General features: G+C 64.6%; 17 protein-coding genes. 8 read left to right on the top strand and 9 right to left on the bottom strand.

Features of this window, described 5'->3' with window-relative positions; genetic code table 11:
- Nucleotides 1-137 precede the first annotated feature (137 nt).
- Complete coding sequence (locus AKL29_RS27945) at nt 138-1,118, bottom strand: NADPH:quinone oxidoreductase family protein (RefSeq protein WP_050386383.1); 981 nt, start codon at nt 1,116-1,118, stop codon at nt 138-140.
- 273 nt (nt 1,119-1,391) lie between these two features.
- Here AKL29_RS27945 and AKL29_RS27940 point away from each other — a divergent pair, with 273 nt between their 5' ends.
- The 7 genes from AKL29_RS27940 (at nt 1,392) to AKL29_RS27910 (ending at nt 9,890) form a co-directional block, all read left to right on the top strand.
- Complete coding sequence (locus AKL29_RS27940; RefSeq protein WP_016848416.1) at nt 1,392-2,165, top strand: motility protein A; 774 nt, start codon at nt 1,392-1,394, stop codon at nt 2,163-2,165.
- Nucleotides 2,166-2,206: 41 nt separating this feature from the next.
- Nucleotides 2,207-3,037: an OmpA/MotB family protein gene (locus AKL29_RS27935; protein ID WP_028334286.1), complete on the top strand. Its 831-nt coding sequence runs from the start codon at nt 2,207-2,209 to the stop codon at nt 3,035-3,037.
- 112 nt (nt 3,038-3,149) lie between these two features.
- Nucleotides 3,150-5,048 (top strand): potassium transporter Kup, encoded by a 1,899-nt coding sequence (locus AKL29_RS27930; protein WP_028334287.1) that lies wholly within the window; start codon nt 3,150-3,152, stop codon nt 5,046-5,048.
- Nucleotides 5,049-5,203: 155 nt separating this feature from the next.
- Complete coding sequence (locus AKL29_RS27925) at nt 5,204-7,129, top strand: potassium transporter Kup (RefSeq protein WP_050386382.1); 1,926 nt, start codon at nt 5,204-5,206, stop codon at nt 7,127-7,129.
- 137 nt (nt 7,130-7,266) lie between these two features.
- Entirely contained in the window at nt 7,267-7,596 is a 330-nt protein-coding gene (locus tag AKL29_RS27920; RefSeq protein ID WP_028334289.1) for a rhodanese-like domain-containing protein, read from the top strand.
- An 8-nt stretch (nt 7,597-7,604) separates the two neighbouring features.
- Nucleotides 7,605-8,774, top strand: coding sequence for an aminotransferase (locus AKL29_RS27915; protein ID WP_050386381.1), 1,170 nt, complete (start codon nt 7,605-7,607; stop codon nt 8,772-8,774).
- 6 nt (nt 8,775-8,780) lie between these two features.
- Nucleotides 8,781-9,890 carry a polyamine ABC transporter substrate-binding protein gene (locus AKL29_RS27910; protein WP_050386380.1) on the top strand — a complete coding sequence of 370 codons (1,110 nt, stop codon included), beginning with the start codon at nt 8,781-8,783 and terminating at the stop codon, nt 9,888-9,890.
- A gap of 146 nt (nt 9,891-10,036) precedes the next feature.
- Here the strand turns inward: AKL29_RS27910 and AKL29_RS27905 are convergent, their stop codons facing one another.
- From AKL29_RS27905 to AKL29_RS27880, 6 genes are all read right to left on the bottom strand, one after another.
- Nucleotides 10,037-10,972, bottom strand: a complete 936-nt coding sequence (locus AKL29_RS27905; protein WP_050386379.1) for a lipid A biosynthesis lauroyl acyltransferase — start codon at nt 10,970-10,972, stop codon at nt 10,037-10,039.
- Nucleotides 10,973-10,989: 17 nt separating this feature from the next.
- Nucleotides 10,990-12,267 (bottom strand): beta-ketoacyl-ACP synthase, encoded by a 1,278-nt coding sequence (locus tag AKL29_RS27900; RefSeq protein ID WP_028334293.1) that lies wholly within the window; start codon nt 12,265-12,267, stop codon nt 10,990-10,992.
- A 106-nt stretch (nt 12,268-12,373) separates the two neighbouring features.
- Nucleotides 12,374-13,558: a beta-ketoacyl-ACP synthase gene (locus AKL29_RS27895; protein ID WP_028334294.1), complete on the bottom strand. Its 1,185-nt coding sequence runs from the start codon at nt 13,556-13,558 to the stop codon at nt 12,374-12,376.
- Nucleotides 13,559-13,561: 3 nt separating this feature from the next.
- A complete protein-coding gene (locus AKL29_RS27890) occupies nt 13,562-14,032 on the bottom strand; it encodes a 3-hydroxyacyl-ACP dehydratase FabZ family protein (RefSeq protein WP_028334295.1) in 471 nt (156 codons plus the stop codon).
- 9 nt (nt 14,033-14,041) lie between these two features.
- On the bottom strand, nt 14,042-14,341 hold the full coding sequence (locus AKL29_RS27885; RefSeq protein ID WP_028334296.1) for an acyl carrier protein: 300 nt from the start codon (nt 14,339-14,341) through the stop codon (nt 14,042-14,044).
- 181 nt (nt 14,342-14,522) lie between these two features.
- Nucleotides 14,523-14,864 (bottom strand): hypothetical protein, encoded by a 342-nt coding sequence (locus tag AKL29_RS27880; protein WP_028334297.1) that lies wholly within the window; start codon nt 14,862-14,864, stop codon nt 14,523-14,525.
- 422 nt (nt 14,865-15,286) lie between these two features.
- Here AKL29_RS27880 and AKL29_RS27875 point away from each other — a divergent pair, with 422 nt between their 5' ends.
- Nucleotides 15,287-15,913, top strand: a complete 627-nt coding sequence (locus tag AKL29_RS27875; protein ID WP_016848428.1) for a ParB-like protein — start codon at nt 15,287-15,289, stop codon at nt 15,911-15,913.
- Here AKL29_RS27875 and AKL29_RS27870 read toward each other — a convergent pair.
- Nucleotides 15,874-16,386: an MgtC/SapB family protein gene (locus tag AKL29_RS27870; protein WP_050386378.1), complete on the bottom strand. Its 513-nt coding sequence runs from the start codon at nt 16,384-16,386 to the stop codon at nt 15,874-15,876. The genes AKL29_RS27875 and AKL29_RS27870 overlap by 40 nt on opposite strands.
- Nucleotides 16,387-16,394: 8 nt before the next feature.
- Nucleotides 16,395-16,973: a peroxidase-related enzyme gene (locus AKL29_RS27865; protein WP_050386377.1), complete on the bottom strand. Its 579-nt coding sequence runs from the start codon at nt 16,971-16,973 to the stop codon at nt 16,395-16,397.
- Nucleotides 16,974-16,996: the final 23 nt, after the last annotated feature.

The following is a 16,996-nucleotide window of genomic DNA, read 5'->3' as shown; positions in this document are numbered from 1 at the left end:
GGGTCCCGGCTTTCGCCGGGACGACGGTGGTGGATGTGGCAGGACATCATTCCCGATTCGTGCGCAACTGCGCGGAGGCCTGGACGGCAGCGAACGGGCCGACACGACAGTGGGATGAGGCGATAGCGCTGCCTCTCTCACGACCCGATCCGCACCACCATCTTGCCGAGCGCCGCACGGGTTTGCATGGTGGTGAAGGCCGCGCGAAAGTCCTCGAATGCGAATACCTTGCCGACCACAGACGTCAGCCGGCCTTCGTTTAGCCATGCCGACAATTGCGTCATCACGCGCGCCTGCGCCTCGGGCTCCCGCCGCGCGATCTGGGCGGCATCGACGCCGATCAGGAGGCCGCCTTTCAGGAGCGGCAGATTGAACGGCAATGCGGGAATGTTGCCGGCCGCGAAACCAACCACGACATGGCGGCCGTTCCAGGCGATCGAGCGGAACGCCTGCAGCGAGACCTCGCCACCGACCGGATCGAAGATCACGTCGGGGCCATGGCCGGCGGTCGCGTCCTTCAGCGCGTCGCGCCAGTCGGGCTTCGTGTAGTCGACGACCGCGTCGGCACCGAAGCTTGCGGCGAAGTTGCGCTTCTCCTCCGTCGAGGCCGCGGCGACGACGCGCGCGCCGAGCAGCTTGCCGACTTGAATGGCGGCGATCCCGGTGCCGCCGGCGGCGCCGAGCACCAGCAACTGCTCGCCGGCCTTGAGCGAACCGCGCTCGCCGAGTGCATAGAGCGCGGTGAGGTAATTGGTGCGAAAAGCCGCGGCGGCCTCCATCGACAGTCCGTCGGGCATGATCTCGACGGCGTCGGGCGGCACCACGATGTGCTCGGCCAGCGCGCCCGAGCGCGCCGCGCCCATCACCCGCATGCCCGGCGCGATGCCGGCAACGCCGCCTGCGACCGCATCGACCACGCCGGCGAATTCCGCGCCCGGCGTAAAGGGGAGGGCATCCTTGGTCTGGTAACGGCCCTCGACCTTCAGCCCATCGACGAAGCCGATGCTCGCAGCGTGGACCCGGACGCGGATCTGTCCGGGGCCGGGTTCGGGGGTGGCGATCTCCCTCAGCCCGATCTGATCGATGGGTGCGTATTGCTCGACGACGACCGCCTTCATCCTGTCCTGCTCGCTTGTTCGTTTCCTCTGACCAAAACCTATGTCATGTCCGTTGTTGTACGGGGAGACCTTTTACGCATGCAGCGATGGCATCGCATGCGGAAAGCCAGCATCTTCAACGACATCGCGAAAAGGCCGGCGTTTACCCGTTGTTATCCCTACCAAATTCGGTAACGCGTCCTTAATGGCGTTAACGTTAGGGTTTTCCACGCGGCCCGCACTGGGCTGCGCGCCGTCCAGGACGGGCAGGTTGCGTACGCGTTGGAGTCTCCTATGGATATCATGACTGGCGCCGGGCTGTTGGCTGGCATCATCGTCATCGCGGTGATGATGTTCATGGGCGGCGACCTGCACATGTTCATCTCCGAACACGCCATGATCATCATCTTCGGCGGCTCGATCGCGGCGACGATGATCCGTTTTCCGCTCGGCGTGATGCTGCATGGCCTGCCGCTCGGCGCCAAATTCGCCTTCACGATGAGCCGGCTGTCGGCGCGCGACCTCGTCGACGAGCTCGCCCGCATCGCCGAGATCGCCCGCAAGCAGGGGCCGGTCGGTCTGGAAAAGGTCGAGACCGACGAGCCGTTCCTCGCCAAGGGCATCCGATACGTCGCCGACGGTTACGACCTCGAATTCATCCGCGACAACATGGAGCGCGACCGCGACAACTTCCTGATGCACCTCGACGAGGGCAGCAAGATCTATCGCGCGATCGGCGACTGCGCACCGGCGTTCGGCATGATCGGCACGCTGATCGGCATGGTGCAGATGTTCGCCAACATGACCGACCCCTCCAAGCTCGGCCCGTTCATGGCGACCGCACTGCTCGCGACGCTGTACGGCGCGCTGGTCGCCAATTTGTTCTGCCTTCCGATCGCCGACAAGCTGCACGGCAAGCTGCTCGACGAGGAGACCAACCGCACGTTGATCATCGACGGCATCCTGATGATCCGCGACTCCAAGAGCCCGGCGCTGGTGCGCGAGATGCTGCTGGCCTATCTGCCGGAGAAGCATCGCCAGGAGGAAGGCGAGCCGGTTCCGGCCTGACCGGACCGCGCTTTCGGGAAACGCAGCCGGAAAAAGCTACAATGGCCAAGAAAAAGCGCGGCGACGCCCATACCGGAGGTCACGGCTGGTTCGTGACCTTCGCCGACCTGATGGGCCTGATGATGAGCTTCTTCGTGATGCTCGTCGCGTTCTCCACCATGGACAACAACAAGCTGAAGATCGTTGCCGGCTCGATGCGCGATGCCTTCGGCGTGCAGACCAATGTGCGCTATTCCGGCATCGTCGAATCCGATGGCCTGCCGACCCGGCCGAAGCTGAAGAACGTCGAGCACATCTCGCCGGAGGAGTCCTCGGCCAATCCGACGCCGGACGAGAAGGAGCGCAGCCAGATCAACGGCGCGCGGCTGAAGATCGACCGCGAATTCGCGCTCGCCTCGGCCTCGCTTCGCCAGGCGCTGCAGGACATGCCGGAGCTGACCGAGATCTCCAAGAACATCATGTTCGAGGAGACCAAGGAGGGGCTCAACCTCGAGATCGTCGACCAGGACGGCCGCTCGATGTTCGCGGACGGTTCCAGGGAGCCGTACGACCGCACCCGCCGGCTGATCCAGAAGCTGGCCGCGCCGCTGAAGGCGACGCCGCTGCGGGTTGCGATCGTGGGGCATACAGCCGCAGGCTTCGTGCCGGCGCGCAGTGATTACGACGGCTTCGACCTGTCCGCGGACCGCGCCAACGCGGTGCGGCAGATCCTGGAGCGGGAAGGGCTGCCGCCGTCGCATATTTTCGCGGTTTCCGGCAAGGCCGACGGCCAACCGCTGTTTCCCGACGACCCGACGCTGCCGGCCAACCGTCGCGTGACCATCACGTTGATGCGGGAAAATCCGCCACTGCCGCCGGATCTGAAGCCGTAGCTCCGGGTTACCATACTACCGTTAACTACCACCGGTGCGCGGTTGACACGTGAAGCGGAAGCGTCGATAGCCGCGCGGATCAAATCAACCGATCGGGCGTTCCAACCTCGCCATGGCTGTCAGCGTCTCATCTACCGAAGCTCAGGAAGGACAACCCACCTCCAGCTTCTGGGCCCTGACACTCGGCAGCATCGGGGTGGTGTTCGGCGATATCGGAACTTCGCCGCTCTACGCATTCCGCGAGGCGGTCGGCGGCGCCGCGCACGGCCAGCCGGTCACCCGCATCATGGTGCTGGGCGTGCTCAGCCTGATCCTGTGGGCGCTGTTCACCGTTGTCACCGCGAAATACGTGCTGCTGCTGCTGCGCGCCGACAACAATGGCGAGGGCGGCACGCTCTCGCTGATGGCGCTCGGCCAGCGCGCGATCGGTCGGCGCAGCTGGCCGCTGCTCGCGCTCGGCGTGGTCGGCGCCTCGATGTTCATCGGCGATTCCATGATCACGCCTGCGATCTCGGTGCTGTCGGCGGTCGAAGGCCTCAAGCTCGCCACCCCGCATCTCGAGCACTATGTGGTGCCGCTGACGATCCTGATCCTGGTCGTGCTGTTCTCGGTGCAGAGTTCTGGCACCGCGCGCGTCGCTTCCGCCTTCGGTCCGGTGATGGTGGTGTGGTTCGCCTCGCTGGCGGTGATGGGGCTCGTCCACATCATGGACGACCCGTCGGTGCTGGCGGCGATCAATCCCTATTACGCGCTCCAGTTCATGCTGACCCACGGCACCATCGGCCTGGTGACGTTGGGCGCGGTGTTCCTCGCGGTGACCGGCGGCGAGGCACTGTATGCCGATCTTGGGCATTTCGGCCGCAAGCCGATCCAGTCCGGCTGGCTGTTCTTCGTGCTGCCCTCGCTGCTGCTGAACTATTTCGGGCAGGGCGCGCTGGTGCTGTCCGACCCTGGCGCGATCGAGAACTCGTTCTACCGCATGGTGCCCGACGTGCTGCTGCTGCCGCTGGTCGGGCTCGCCACCGCCGCGACGGTGATCGCGAGCCAGGCGGTGATCACCGGCGCCTATTCGCTGATCAGCCAGGCGGTGCAGCTCGGGCTCTTGCCGCGCTTCGAGGTCCGCTACACCTCGGAGACCCATGCCGGTCAGATCTATCTGCCGCGCGTCAACCGGCTGCTGCTGATCGGCGTGCTGCTGCTGGTGCTGCTGTTCCGCACCTCGAGCGGGCTGGCTTCGGCCTATGGCATCGCTGTCTCCACCACCATGGTTGCCGACGGCATCATGGGCTTCATCGTGATCTGGAAGCTGTGGAACTGGCGCGTGGCGTCGGCGGCGGCCTTGATCCTGCCGTTCGTGATCGTTGATATGACCTTCTTCAGCGCCAATCTCCTGAAGCTGTTCGAGGGCGCGTGGGTGCCGCTGCTGTTCGGCGTCGTGATGGCGACGATGATCTGGACCTGGCGCCGCGGCGCCGCCATTCTGGTCGCCAAGACCCGGCGCATCGAGGTGCCGCTGCGCGACCTGATCCACAGTCTGGAGAAGCGGCCGCCGCATATCGTCAAGGGCACTGCGGTGTTCCTGACCAGCGATCCGAGCTTCGTGCCGACCGCGCTGCTGCACAATCTCAAGCACAACAAGGTGCTGCACGAGCACAACGTGATCCTGACCATCGAGACCGCACCGACGCCGCGCGTCGATCTGTCCGAGCGCGTCAACATGGAGAAGGTGAGCGACAAGTTCACCGCGGTCCGGCTGCGCTTCGGCTACATGGAATCGCCGAACGTGCCGAAGGCGCTGGCGGTCGCGCGCAAGCTCGGCTGGCAGTTCGACATCATGTCGACCTCGTTCTTCGTGTCGCGCCGCTCGCTGAAGCCGTCGGCCCAGTCCGGCATGCCGCAATGGCAGGACCACCTGTTCATCGCGATGAGCCGGTCCGCCAATGATGCCACCGACTATTTCCAGATCCCGACCGGCCGGGTGGTTGAAGTGGGTACCCAGGTAACTATCTGATCCAGCGCAGGATTCTGATGTTGATCGACCGTGATCCATGCGTGATATGCATGGCGGAGGCCTGAATCCGGGCTAACCTATGCATTCCTGCCGAGAGTATAGCGCTGCGACCCGGCATTGTGCGGTGCGGCAGAAGACAGAGGCACAGCTTCCCCATGTCATCCGAGAGTGCGATCACCGCGGCGGAAACGCCGGCGGCAAACGGCAATGGTGAGGCGCATTCAACCGCCACCTTCAAGGCCCTGATGCTCGGCAGCATCGGTGTCGTCTATGGCGACATCGGCACCAGCCCGCTTTACGCCTTGCGCGAGGCCGTCGTTGCGGCCGCCGGCGGCGAAGGCGCGGTGACGGCGCATGCGGTGCTCGGCGTGCTATCGCTGATCCTCTGGGCTTTGATCGTCGTCGTCACGCTGAAATACGTCGTGATCCTGCTGCGCGCGGACAACAATGGCGAGGGCGGCACGCTGGCGCTGATGGCGCTGGCGCAGCGCGCGGCGACCAAGGGCGGCGCCGCGATCGTGCTGCTCGGCATCATCAGCGGCGCGCTGTTCTATGGCGACGCCGTCATCACGCCGGCGCTCTCGGTGCTGTCGGCAATCGAGGGCATCAAGCTCGTTACCTCGACATTCGATCCCTATGTCGTGCCGCTCACGGTGGTGATCCTTGTCGTCCTGTTCGCGGTGCAGTCGCGCGGCACCGCGCGCGTCGCGGCCTTCTTCGGCCCGGTGATGTGCGTGTGGTTCGCCCTGATCGCGGTCGCGGCGCTGCCGCACGATCTGCGGCATCCCGAAGTGCTGTACGCGCTCAATCCTATCCTTGCGGTGTCGTTCATGCTGCATCACGGCGTGATCGGGTTCATCACGCTCGGTGCGGTCTTCCTCGCGGTGACCGGCGCCGAGGCGCTCTATGCCGACCTCGGCCATTTCGGCAAACGCCCGATCCAGACCGCGTGGCTGTTCATTGTGCTGCCGTCGCTGGCGCTGAACTATCTGGGGCAGGGCGCGCTCTTGATCGGCAATCCCAAGGGCATCGAGAACCCGTTCTTCCTGATGTTCCCGGACTGGGCCCTGATCCCGATGGTTGCGCTGGCGACCATGGCGACCGTGATCGCGAGCCAGGCCGTCATCACCGGTGCGTATTCGCTGACGCGGCAGGCGATCCAGCTCGGCCTCTTGCCGCGGTTCGAGATCCGCCACACCTCGGAAGCGCATTCCGGGCAGATCTACATGCCGCGCATCAACCGCTTCCTGTTCATCGCGGTCATCGTGCTGGTGCTGATGTTCCGTTCGTCGAGCGCACTGGCCTCGGCTTACGGCATCTCGGTGACCGGCACCATGGTGGTGACGGCGATGATGGGCTTTGTCGTGATCTGGAAGGTCTGGCGCTGGTCGCCGATCGCGGCCGCCGCGCTGGTCGCGCCCTTCCTGTTCCTCGACATCACCTTCCTCGCCGCCAACCTGCTCAAGGTGTTCGAGGGCGGCTGGGTGCCGCTCGCGCTTGGCGGCGCCATGATCGTGGTGATGTACACTTGGCGGCGCGGCAGCCGGCTGTTGTTCGAGAAGTCGCGCAAGCTGGAATTCCCGCTCGCCGATCTCGTCGCGATGCTGGAGAAGCGGCCCCCGCAACGGGTCTCCGGCACCGCGGTGTTCCTGACCAGCGATCCCGTCAGCGCGCCGACCGCGCTGATGCACAGCCTCAAGCACTACAAGGTGCTGCACGAGAAGAACGTCATCCTGACTATCGAGACCGCGCCGACGCCGCGGATCGATCCGTCCGAGCGGGTGCGGATGGAGCAGCTGAGCGAGACCTTCTCCAAGGTGACGCTGAAGTTCGGTTTCATGGAACAGCCGAACGTGCCGAAGACGCTGGCGATCGCCCGCAAGCTCGGCTGGCAGTTCGACATCATGTCGACCTCGTTCTTCCTCTCCCGCCGTGCGCTGAAGCCGGCGGCGCATTCGGGCATGCCGAGTTGGCAGGACCATCTGTTCATCGCGCTGAGCCGCTCGTCGAACGATGCCACCGACTATTTCCAGATCCCGACCGGGCGGGTGGTCGAGGTCGGCACCCAGGTCACGATCTAGGGGCCACGATCCAGCTTTTCCGCGTGGCATCTAACTCGTTTCGGACGCTTGATTTTCTCCGCGCAAGAGGCGACTTTGCGGCCCGGAACGGCGAGCGGCGCGACGCTCGCCAAAGATCATGTCGGGAGGATATTTCCGTGGCGGACCACAAGGTGGAAGATTTGTTTCCGGACGAGGTGTCGAAGGGCATAGCGGAAGGCCGCTATCTCCTGGTCGACGTCCGTGAGCCGAACGAGGTCGCCGTCGAGGCCTATCCTGATAGCGTCGTGGTGCCGCTGTCGACGTTCGACCCGGCGGCGATTCCTGATCCGCAGGGCAAGCAGGTGGTGTTCGCCTGCCGCTCCGGCAAGCGCTCGGTGACGGCCTCGCTGGCCGCGCAGGCCGCGGGCCTGCCCTACGACAAGCACCTGGCGGGCGGCATCATCGGCTGGAAGGCGGCGGGACTGCCGACCAAGACCGGCGGCTGATCCCTGACATGACCTCCATGAACAAGGTCTTCGCGGACCTTCCTGTCACCATCTTCGAGGCGATGTCGCAGGCCGCGCGCGACAACAACGCCATCAATCTCGGCCAGGGCTTTCCCGACGATCCCGGTCCGGAGGACATCCGCCGCGCCGCCGCGGACGCCTCGATCAACGGCTATAATCAATATCCGTCGATGATGGGCATCCCGGAGCTCCGTCAGGCGATCGCATCGCATTACGGCCACTGGCACGGGCTCAAGCTCGATCCGATGACCGAGGTGATGGTCACCTCCGGCGGCACCGAGGCGTTGACCTCCTCGATCCTCTCCGTGGTCGAACCCGGTGACGAGGTGGTGTGCTTCCAGCCGGTCTATGATTCCTATCTGCCGATCATCCGCCAGGCCGGCGGCATTCCGCGGCTGCTGCGGCTCGAACCGCCGGAGTGGCGGCTGAGCGAGGAGATGCTGCGCAGCGTCTTCAATCACAAGACCAAGGCGGTGCTGTTCAACAATCCGCTCAATCCGGCGGCGGTGGTCTATCCGCGCGAGGACCTCGAACTGCTGGCGCGGTTCTGCCAGGAATTCGACGTGGTCGCGATCTGCGACGAGGTCTGGGAACACGTGGTCTTCGACGGCCGCGAGCACATCCCTCTGATCACGATCCCGGGCATGCGCGACCGCACCATCAAGGTCGGCAGCGCCGGCAAGATCTTCTCGCTGACCGGATGGAAGATCGGCTTCGTCTGCGCCGCGCCGCCGCTGCTGCGCGTCGCTGCGAAGGTGCACCAGTTCCTTACCTTCACGACGGCGCCCAATCTGCAGGCGGCGGTGGCATATGGCCTCGGCAAGCCCGACGATTATTTCCTCGACATGCGCAAGGACATGGCGCGGAGCCGCGACCGCCTGACCAAGGGGTTGGAGAGCATCGGCTTTCCGGTGCTGAAGTCGCAGGGGACCTACTTCCTCACCGTGGACCTGTCGCCGCTCGGTCTCAATGAGACCGACGCGGAGTTCTGCTGGCGGATCGTGCAGGACTACAAGGTCGCGGCGATCCCGGTGTCGGCGTTCTACGAGCAGGATGCGGTGACGTCGGTCGTGCGTTTTTGTTTCGCCAAGAAAGACTCGACGCTCGACGCCGCGCTGGAGCGGTTGTCGGACGCCGTTCACCGCCGCAAGAGGTAGGCCAGAATGCGAGAGCAGAACCGTCGTCTCGTCAGCTTCGTCGGCGCGGTCGCGACGGTCCTGCTGCTCTCGGCCTCCGCCGACGCCGAGGAGCGCACGGTCAACTTCTACAACTGGTCGAACTACATGGCGCCGGGAGTCCTCGAGGACTTCACCAAGGAAACCGGCATCAAGGTCGTGTACGATACGTTCGACGCCAACGAGACGCTGGAGACGCGGCTGCTCGCCGGCAAGTCGGGTTACGACGTCGTGGTGCCGACCGGCTACTTCCTGCAGCGCCAGATCACCGCGAAGGTGTTCCTCAAGCTCGACAAGTCGAAGCTGCCGAACCTCGCCAACGCGTGGCCCGTGGTGACGAGCCAACTAGCCACCTACGATCCCGGCAACAATTACGGCGCCAACTACATGTGGGGCACCACCGGCATCGGCTACAACGTCAAGATCGCGCAGAAGACTCTCGGTCCCGATGCGAAGATCGACAGCTGGGACATGGTGTTCAAGCCGGAGAACCTCGCCAAATTCAAGGATTGCGGCATCCACATGCTGGATTCCGCCGACGACATCCTGCCGGCGGCGCTGAGCTATCTCGGCCTCGATCCGAACTCGACCAAGCAGGCCGACCTCGAGAAGGCCGCCGATCTCGTCATCAAGATCCGGCCCTATGTGCGTAAATTCCACTCGTCCGAATATCTCAGCGCGCTGGCCTCGGGCGAAATCTGCTTCGTGGTCGGATGGTCGGGCGACATCATGCAGGCGCGCAGCCGGGCGGCGGAAGCCAACACCGGCGTCGAGATCGGTTACACGATCCCCAAGGAGGGCGCGCAGATGTTCTTCGACAATCTCGCGATCCCCGCGGATGCGAAGAACGTTGCCGAGGCCTATGAGCTGATCAACTACCTCTACCGTCCCGAGATCGCGGCGAAGAACTCGAACTTCCTGTCCTATGCCAACGGCAATCTGGCGAGCCAGAAGCTGATCGATCCGAAGATATTCGATGACAAGAACATCTATCCCGACGAGGCGATGCAGAAGAAGCTGTTCGTGATCACGGCGCGCGATCCCGCGACGCAGCGGATCATCAATCGCCTGTGGACGAGGGTGAAGACCGGGAAGTGACGCGGGGCGTCATTCCGGGATGGTGCGTCAGCACCAGACCTCAGATGCGCAATTGCGCATCGGGGAATCTCGAGATTCTCGGTGCGCAAATGCGCACCTAAGGGTTCGATGCTTCGCATCGCCCCGGAATGACAAGTCGGATGAGCCTACCGCCAGCGCCGGTGTAGCCAGAGCCATTGATCGGGATACTCACGGACCCAGCCCTCGACGACATCGGTGATCGCCTGCATGGTGCCCTGAATATCGATCTGGCCGGATGCGTCGAACACCGGCTTGACTTCCTCGGTGACCTCGCCGCGGAAGCGGCCGTCGGGCAGGCGGATGATCCGCGTGCCGTGGATGGGGCAATCGATCTGCCGGCGCAGGCGCGCCAGCAGCGGATTCGCCGTGGTCTTGCGGCCGAAGAAGGTGACGGGAACGCCGTTGGTCAAATACTGATCGACCAGCATCGCGACGTGCTGGCCGTTCTTCAGCGCCTGCGCCAGCTTGAGCGGTGCGTCACGGCCGGCCGGCACCAGGGTGCCCAGGTTGACCGCGCGGATGTGTTCGATGGCGCGGTCGGCGGCTTCGATGTTCGGCCGGCGAAACAGGATGGTGGCGTCGAGCCCATGCGCTGCGGCGGCAATTGGAGAGAGCTCCCAGTTGCCGAGATGTGCGGCGAAGAACAGAGCCGGCTTGCCGTCGTCACGCAACTGATCGAACAGCTGCTTGCTGCGCGCCGAGAATTCGACGCGACCCGGCTTGTCGGGATTCTGGGGATCGTGGTCCCAGATGCGGTCGATGTGCGCGAATTCAGCGCCGATGCGTCCGAGGTTGTGCCAGACGCCCGTCAGGATCTTCTCGATCTCCTCGGGTGACTTTTCCGGGAAAGCGGCCTTGAGGTTCTCGCGGCCGATGCGATCCTCGCGCAGCCGGCGGCCGATGAAATGCGCGGCGCGGCCGAAGAACCTTGCGGTCTTCTCGGGATCGAAATAGCGCGTCGTGCGCAGCAGGCCGATCGTCAGCCCGCCGATCGCCGCGTCGGTCACGGGCTTCGCGGCGTCACGCAGGTGCGCCCTGGTGCGAAGGAGCAGACGTTTCATCTGATGATGCGAGGGCGCTAGGCCGGCTCGCGCGTCAGGATCAGTGAGGCGTTCTGCCCGCCGAACCCGAACGAGTTCGACATCACGGCGGTCACCTTGGCATCGCGCGCCTTGTTGCCGACCACGTCGAACGGGATCGCGGGATCGGGCACCTCGTAGTTGATCGTCGGCGGAATCCGCTGATGCTCGAGCGTGAGCAGCGAGAAGATCGCCTCGACTGCGCCGGCGGCCGAGATGGTGTGGCCGACCATCGACTTGTTCGACGACACCGGAATGTTTTTGGTGTGCTCGCCAAACACGGCCGACGTCGCAAGATACTCCATCTTGTCGTTTTCCGGCGTCGAGGTCCCGTGCGCGTTGATGTGATCAATTTGCTCGGGCTCCATTCCAGCATCGGCGAGCGTCTTGCGCACGCAGCCGATCGCCGGCTTGCCGTCCGGGCTCGAGCGGGTGCGGTGGAAGGAATCGGTGAGTTCGCCGCAGCCGGCAACGACGCCGAGGATACGCGCGCCGCGCGCCATCGCGGCGTCGTAGCTCTCGAGCACCAGCGCACCGGCGCCCTCGGCCATCACGAAGCCGTCGCGGTTCTTCGAGAACGGTTTCGAGGCGGCCTGCGGCGGGTCGTTCTGGGTGGAGAGAGCCGACAGCAGCGAGAAGCGCACCATGGCTTCGGGATTGACCGAGCCATCCGTCGCGATGCACAGCGTTGCATCGGTTTCGCCGCGGCGGATCGCCTCGACGCCGAGCTGGATCGCGGTCGCGCCAGACGCGCAAGCCGTCGACAGCGAAATCGGCGACCCTTTGGTGCCGAAGGTCTCGGCGAGATTGAGCGCGACGGAGCCGAAGGTGAAGCGCCGGTGAAAGTGCGCGAACTTCCCGCCGCTGCAGGTCGCCAGGTATTCGATGATTCCAAAGTCCTTGGTCGGAACCTCGCGCGCGACTTCGAGCCGCTGCGGCCACTCGGTCTCGATCGGGGCGACTGCCAGAAACAGCGGGCCGGGAAAGTCGCCCTTGCTGCCGATGCCGGCTTGCTCGAGCGCTTCTTCGGTCGCGATCTCCGCCAGACGCTGCGACAGGCTGGTCGAAGAGAACGGGTCGACGGTGACGAAATCGACGGCGCCGGCCATCGTCGTCTTCAGACTGTCGAGCGGGAAGCGTGTCACGGTCTTGATGCCGGACTCACCCGCGGTGAGGCGCTTCCAATTGTCGGTCTTGCCGCCGCCGAGCGACGTCACGATTCCCATGCCGGTCACGACAACGATCGGTCGGCCGAATTTATCGCGTGGTGCTGTCATGGTTTCCCCGTCGGTGCTTGCGCCGGACTTAAAGTGCGATGAGCTTCATCGCACTCTAGTTGTTTGTTCGAGCATGATGTTCCGAAACAATTTTCCGGATCATGCTCTAACTGACGGCCTCGACCAGCGCCATGCCTTCGCCCTGCCAGTGGCCGACCCCCAACACAACAATCTGGGTTGGCGCTTCGGTCTTTTCAACCTCCAGCCCGGTCGGGTCGTTGGCCGGATAGAGCGCGCCGCGCGAGATCGACAGCGCGGCCAGCGCGAGCCCAAGCGGGAATTGCGCCTCCATGGTGTGGCCAAAGGTCGTTCCGGTGGCGCGGACGGCAAAGCCGGCATGCTGGCTGAGGAATGCGCGCTCTTCGGCAGTCGCAGGCTCGGCGCCGGTCGCGCCCGTGATCAGGATACCGTTGTCGCCGCTGACGCCGAGCTGCGGCCACAACGCTTCCAGCGATTTCGTCACGGCGCCCGGCTCCTTGCGTCGGGCAAGGTCGGCGACCACCTTGGTCAGCTTGGCGTACGGCTTTGCGCCGCGGGCCTCGGCATGTTCGCGCGATTCCATCACGAGGAAGGCGCCGGCCGAGCCGATGGCAAAGCCCGGATTGTTCCTGCGGGCCCAGACCGAGCTATGCTGGTCCTTGAGGGCGAGATCGCCGAATGCATAGAGCATCAAGAGGTCGCCGCGATCGCCGTTATGAGCGGCGCCGACCAAGGCGATGTCACTCTGGCCGGCCCCGATGCGGGCGACCGCGATCCGTGCCGCGTCGATGCTCGAGGCTTCCTCGCCCATGAAGGTGCGCGAGGTCCCGCACACGCCGTGAACGATCGCGATGTTGCCGGCAAGCAGGTTGGAGAGCTGCGCCAGGAACAGCGTCGGGCGCAGCTCGTTCATCAGCTTCTCGTTGAGGAGGGCGGGCGGCAGCTTGCCCTGCGCGTCGGCGTTCATGATCGCCAGGTCGACATTGAGGTCACGCTCGCCGCCACCGGCTGCGATGATCATGTCCATCCGCGACAGGATTTCCTGATTGCCTTTGACGCCGGCGGAATCGAGCGCCAGCCCGGCGGCATAGGTACCGATCCGCTGCCAGGCTTCCATCTGACGCTGATCGCCCTTCTTCGGGATCTGGGCGTCGAAGCTGACGGGGGCGATCGGATGGATCACGTATGGCGCGAGACGCTTCTCGTCGGCATTGACGCGCCGGGCGCCGAGCGCCTCCCAATGCGCATCCAGCCCCTCGCCAAGCGAGGAGAGCAGGCCTACGCCGGTGATCCAGACTTCCTTCTCAGCCATTACTCAACTCATTGCCTGCTGCGGAAACCCGATCTTGGTGGCCATCGCATCCATGTGCACGCGCAAGTCGGGGCTGGGGAAGGGGATGTGACGGAAGGTCAGCTCGGCATTGCACTTGAGCTCCTTGCCGACGCGAACCTTCGCCGAGGTCACGGCGAAGCCTGAACCTTCGTGCTCGATCTTGGCCTCAATGGTCAGGAGCGAACCGGGGCTGACGAAGCCGCGCATCTTGGCTTCCTTGACCATGGCGAGGAAGGGCATGCGCTCGAACTTGGTCAGACCGAGGATCAGCCAGCCCGAGCTCTGGGCCATTGCTTCGGTCAGCAGCACGCCGGGCATGATCGGGTAGCCAGGGAAGTGCCCCGCGAACACCGAATGGCTGTCGGGCGGAACATCCGCCTCGACGACAATGGTCCTTGCGTCGAGGTTGAGGTCGACGATCCGATCAATCAGCTGAAAGATCTCGAGCTGCATGATGGGCGATTACGAGCCCGAGCCCGTGCCCGCGTTCTTGGCTGCAACCAGCTCGTCGATGCGGTCGGCGAGATTCTTCAACACGAAATACTGCTCGGTCGTGGCCTTGCCGTCGTTGACCTCCTGGGTCCACTTTTCGAGCGGCATCTTGATCCCGAAGGCCTTGTCGATGGCAAAGGCGATGTCGAGGAAGTCGAGGCTGTCGATCCCCAGATCGTCGATCGCGTGGCTCTCCGGCTTGATCGTGTCGCGCGGGATGTCGCAGGTCTCCGCGATAATGTTGGCGATCTGCTCGAATGTGGAGGACATCATTAAGCCTTTGATATATTGAAGGTAATTCCGGGTCGGCTCAGAGGAGGCGGGCGCGTTGCCCCGGAATGCCCGATTGCTGGTGCCGGAGTCGTGTGCCCGTATATCGGAGCAGGGCCGTTAGTTCAATGGAGCTTGGCCGGCCTCGCAAGCACGGTTTTTGGGCGGGGTTCCGGCCAGCCTAGCTGCGCGGCATCACCGTAATCTTCGCGCAATCCCGGCGGCCCATCAGCACGCAATCCTGGGTCTTGCGCAAATCGGCGATGCTCATCGCAAGCCAGATGCCGATCGCGGTGAGCGCCACCGTGAAGGCGAAGGCGGCGATGTTGGCGAGCATGCGCTGGCGGAAATCGTCCGGCTCCTCGCGCGGCTTCTCATAGCGAGAGAGGTCGTTGGCAACGGAAGCCGGGCGCGTCGATCGGAGCGGCTCCTCGCGCTTGCCGGGCGGCTGCGCCGAGGTACGCGGCCGGAATTTGAGCACCACGTGCTCGGCATCCGAGGAGATTGGCCGCTGCGTCTTCACTTTTGTCAGTCCGGTCGCGTCGCCGGTTATGTTTAGCATGTTCGCTGCACTTCACACCTAAAATCTTGGTGCGCGCAGAGGTGGTATTCATGCTTCGATCACCTCCAGGAACTGGCTTGCCGTCGAGGCGACTGCTGCGGAGCGCGGGATGCTCGGCATTGCGATGACCCAGCCGATGTCGACACACTCGTTCGACCTTCGCGCATGCACAGTTTGCGCCGCAACGCGGTCACGGAGGTTGAGGCTGCGCGCCCGGGCATTGACAGCCCGGGAGCATCGACAGCCGAGGCCGGACCATCTTGGCCATCGGCCCCCCACCGCTTCGTGAAGCCATGCCGGCGCACCGGACTCTTTCACCCGCCTGCGGGCTCATGACATAGTGGAACCCGTTCCGGAGTGCCGGTCAAAAAGGAGCATAAATCATGGCCCACACGCGCGAGCCTTACGTCAAACCGGTCCCGATCCTGTCGCTGCGGCCGACCCAGATGACGGTCGGCATGCAGGAGGTGACGGAGAAGCGGAAGCGCTGGCGCGAGCACAAGTCGGACAAGAAGCGCGCCGAACTGCTGGGCAAGCACATGATCCCGGTCGTCCATGGTCCCGACGATCGCTACTACGTGGTCGATCACCATCACATGGCGCGTGCGCTGCACGAGGAGGGCGTCAAGGACATCCTGGTTACGGTGATCGGCGATCTCACGATGGTCGAGCGTGACGTGTTCTGGGGCGTGATGGACAACAAGCGCTGGGTCTATCCCTACGATTCCAAGGGCGAGCGCCGCCACTTCAAGGACATTCCGAAATCGATCAAGGATCTCAGGGACGATCCGTTCCGCAGCCTCGCCGGCGAAATGCGCCGGGCGGGCGGCTTTGCCAAGGACACGACGCCGTTCAGTGAATTCCTGTGGGCCGATTTCCTGCGCCGCCACATCCCGCGCAAGACGGTGGAGAACAATTTCGCCAAGGCGCTGGAGAAGGGACTGGCGCTCGGCCGCAGCAAGGACGCGGTCTATTTGCCCGGCTGGTGCGGGCCGGCATCTGACGACTGATCTGCCGCCACCGCCGGCCGGTGCTGATCCTCCCTGCCGCCGAGCGCGTGGTGCAGCCACCGCTCGGTCCGCTTGCCGAAGGTCAACAGCAGGAACGCCAGCGCGACGGCGGTGACGACGATCGGCCAATGTCCGGCGCCGCAGACGATGCCGACGCAAGCGGCGAAGAAAGCGCATGCGGCGCTGGTCAGGCCGCGGACCTGGAAGCGGTCGCCCTGCCGCACGATCACGCCGGCGCCGAGGAATCCGATGCCGGTCAGCACGCCCTGGATCACGCGGCTCACCGCGTCGGTGAACTTGCCGGGCTCGACGGCCTGCAATGCCAGCAGCACGACCATGGCCGTCGAGAGGCTGACGAGACCCAGCGTCTTCAGGCCGATCGGCTTGCCGCGCAGGTCGCGGTCGAGCCCGACCGCGCAGCCGGCAAGGGTGGCCGCGCCGAGACGCAGGACGATCTCGCTCCAGTCCGCCAAGGCGTCCTCTATTTCGGCTGGCGGCCGAGCATGTAGAACTCGCCGTTCGGCCGCATGCCGGTGACGTTGGCGAGCCGGTTCGACAGCGCGAAGAACGCCGCAACCGCGGCGATGTCCCAGACGTCGTCGTCGCTGAAGCCGTGGGCAGCAAGCGCGGCGAAGTCCGCCTCCGAGACTTCCTCGGCGGCGCGGCTCACCTTCATGGCGAAGTCGAGCATTGCGCGCTGCCGCGGCGTGATGTCGGCCTTGCGGTAGTTGACCGCGATCTGGTCGGCGATCTCGGGATTCTTGGCGCGGATGCGCAGGATCGCGCCGTGGGCGATCACGCAATACTGGCACTGGTTGGCGGCGCTGGTCGCCACGACGATCATCTCGCGCTCGGCCTTCGAGAGGCCGGAGTCCTTTTCCATCAGCGCGTCGTGATAGGCGAAGAAGGCGCGAAACTCGTCGGGGCGATAGGCCAAGGTGAGGAATACGTTCGGCACGAAGCCGGATTTCTCCTGCACCGCCAGGATGCGGGTGCGGATATCCTCGGGGAGCTTGTCGAGAGCGGGCGTCGGGAAGCGCTTTACGGTCGGCTGCGTCATGAGATGGTTCCGGCGTGCCGCCT

The organism is Bradyrhizobium pachyrhizi (genome assembly GCF_001189245.1).
Lineage (GTDB): Bacteria > Pseudomonadota > Alphaproteobacteria > Rhizobiales > Xanthobacteraceae > Bradyrhizobium > Bradyrhizobium pachyrhizi.
The sequence above is the reverse complement of the archived record's forward strand: the minus strand, read 5'-3'. Positions and strand labels throughout refer to the sequence as shown.

What these genes read in the sequence shown, in the direction of transcription:
- AKL29_RS27910 (WP_050386380.1), top strand. Translation starts at nt 8,781, where the DNA reads ATGCGAGAGCAGAACCGTCGTCTCGTCAGCTTCGTCGGCGCGGTCGCG.
- AKL29_RS27890 (WP_028334295.1), bottom strand. Translation starts at nt 14,032, where the DNA reads ATGCAGCTCGAGATCTTTCAGCTGATTGATCGGATCGTCGACCTCAAC.
- AKL29_RS27925 (WP_050386382.1), top strand. Translation starts at nt 5,204, where the DNA reads ATGTCATCCGAGAGTGCGATCACCGCGGCGGAAACGCCGGCGGCAAAC.
- AKL29_RS27935 (WP_028334286.1), top strand. Translation starts at nt 2,207, where the DNA reads ATGGCCAAGAAAAAGCGCGGCGACGCCCATACCGGAGGTCACGGCTGG.
- AKL29_RS27895 (WP_028334294.1), bottom strand. Translation starts at nt 13,558, where the DNA reads ATGGCTGAGAAGGAAGTCTGGATCACCGGCGTAGGCCTGCTCTCCTCG.
- AKL29_RS27885 (WP_028334296.1), bottom strand. Translation starts at nt 14,341, where the DNA reads ATGTCCTCCACATTCGAGCAGATCGCCAACATTATCGCGGAGACCTGC.
- AKL29_RS27900 (WP_028334293.1), bottom strand. Translation starts at nt 12,267, where the DNA reads ATGACAGCACCACGCGATAAATTCGGCCGACCGATCGTTGTCGTGACC.
- AKL29_RS27915 (WP_050386381.1), top strand. Translation starts at nt 7,605, where the DNA reads ATGACCTCCATGAACAAGGTCTTCGCGGACCTTCCTGTCACCATCTTC.
- AKL29_RS27930 (WP_028334287.1), top strand. Translation starts at nt 3,150, where the DNA reads ATGGCTGTCAGCGTCTCATCTACCGAAGCTCAGGAAGGACAACCCACC.
- AKL29_RS27875 (WP_016848428.1), top strand. Translation starts at nt 15,287, where the DNA reads ATGGCCCACACGCGCGAGCCTTACGTCAAACCGGTCCCGATCCTGTCG.
- AKL29_RS27945 (WP_050386383.1), bottom strand. Translation starts at nt 1,118, where the DNA reads ATGAAGGCGGTCGTCGTCGAGCAATACGCACCCATCGATCAGATCGGG.
- AKL29_RS27940 (WP_016848416.1), top strand. Translation starts at nt 1,392, where the DNA reads ATGGATATCATGACTGGCGCCGGGCTGTTGGCTGGCATCATCGTCATC.
- AKL29_RS27905 (WP_050386379.1), bottom strand. Translation starts at nt 10,972, where the DNA reads ATGAAACGTCTGCTCCTTCGCACCAGGGCGCACCTGCGTGACGCCGCG.
- AKL29_RS27865 (WP_050386377.1), bottom strand. Translation starts at nt 16,973, where the DNA reads ATGACGCAGCCGACCGTAAAGCGCTTCCCGACGCCCGCTCTCGACAAG.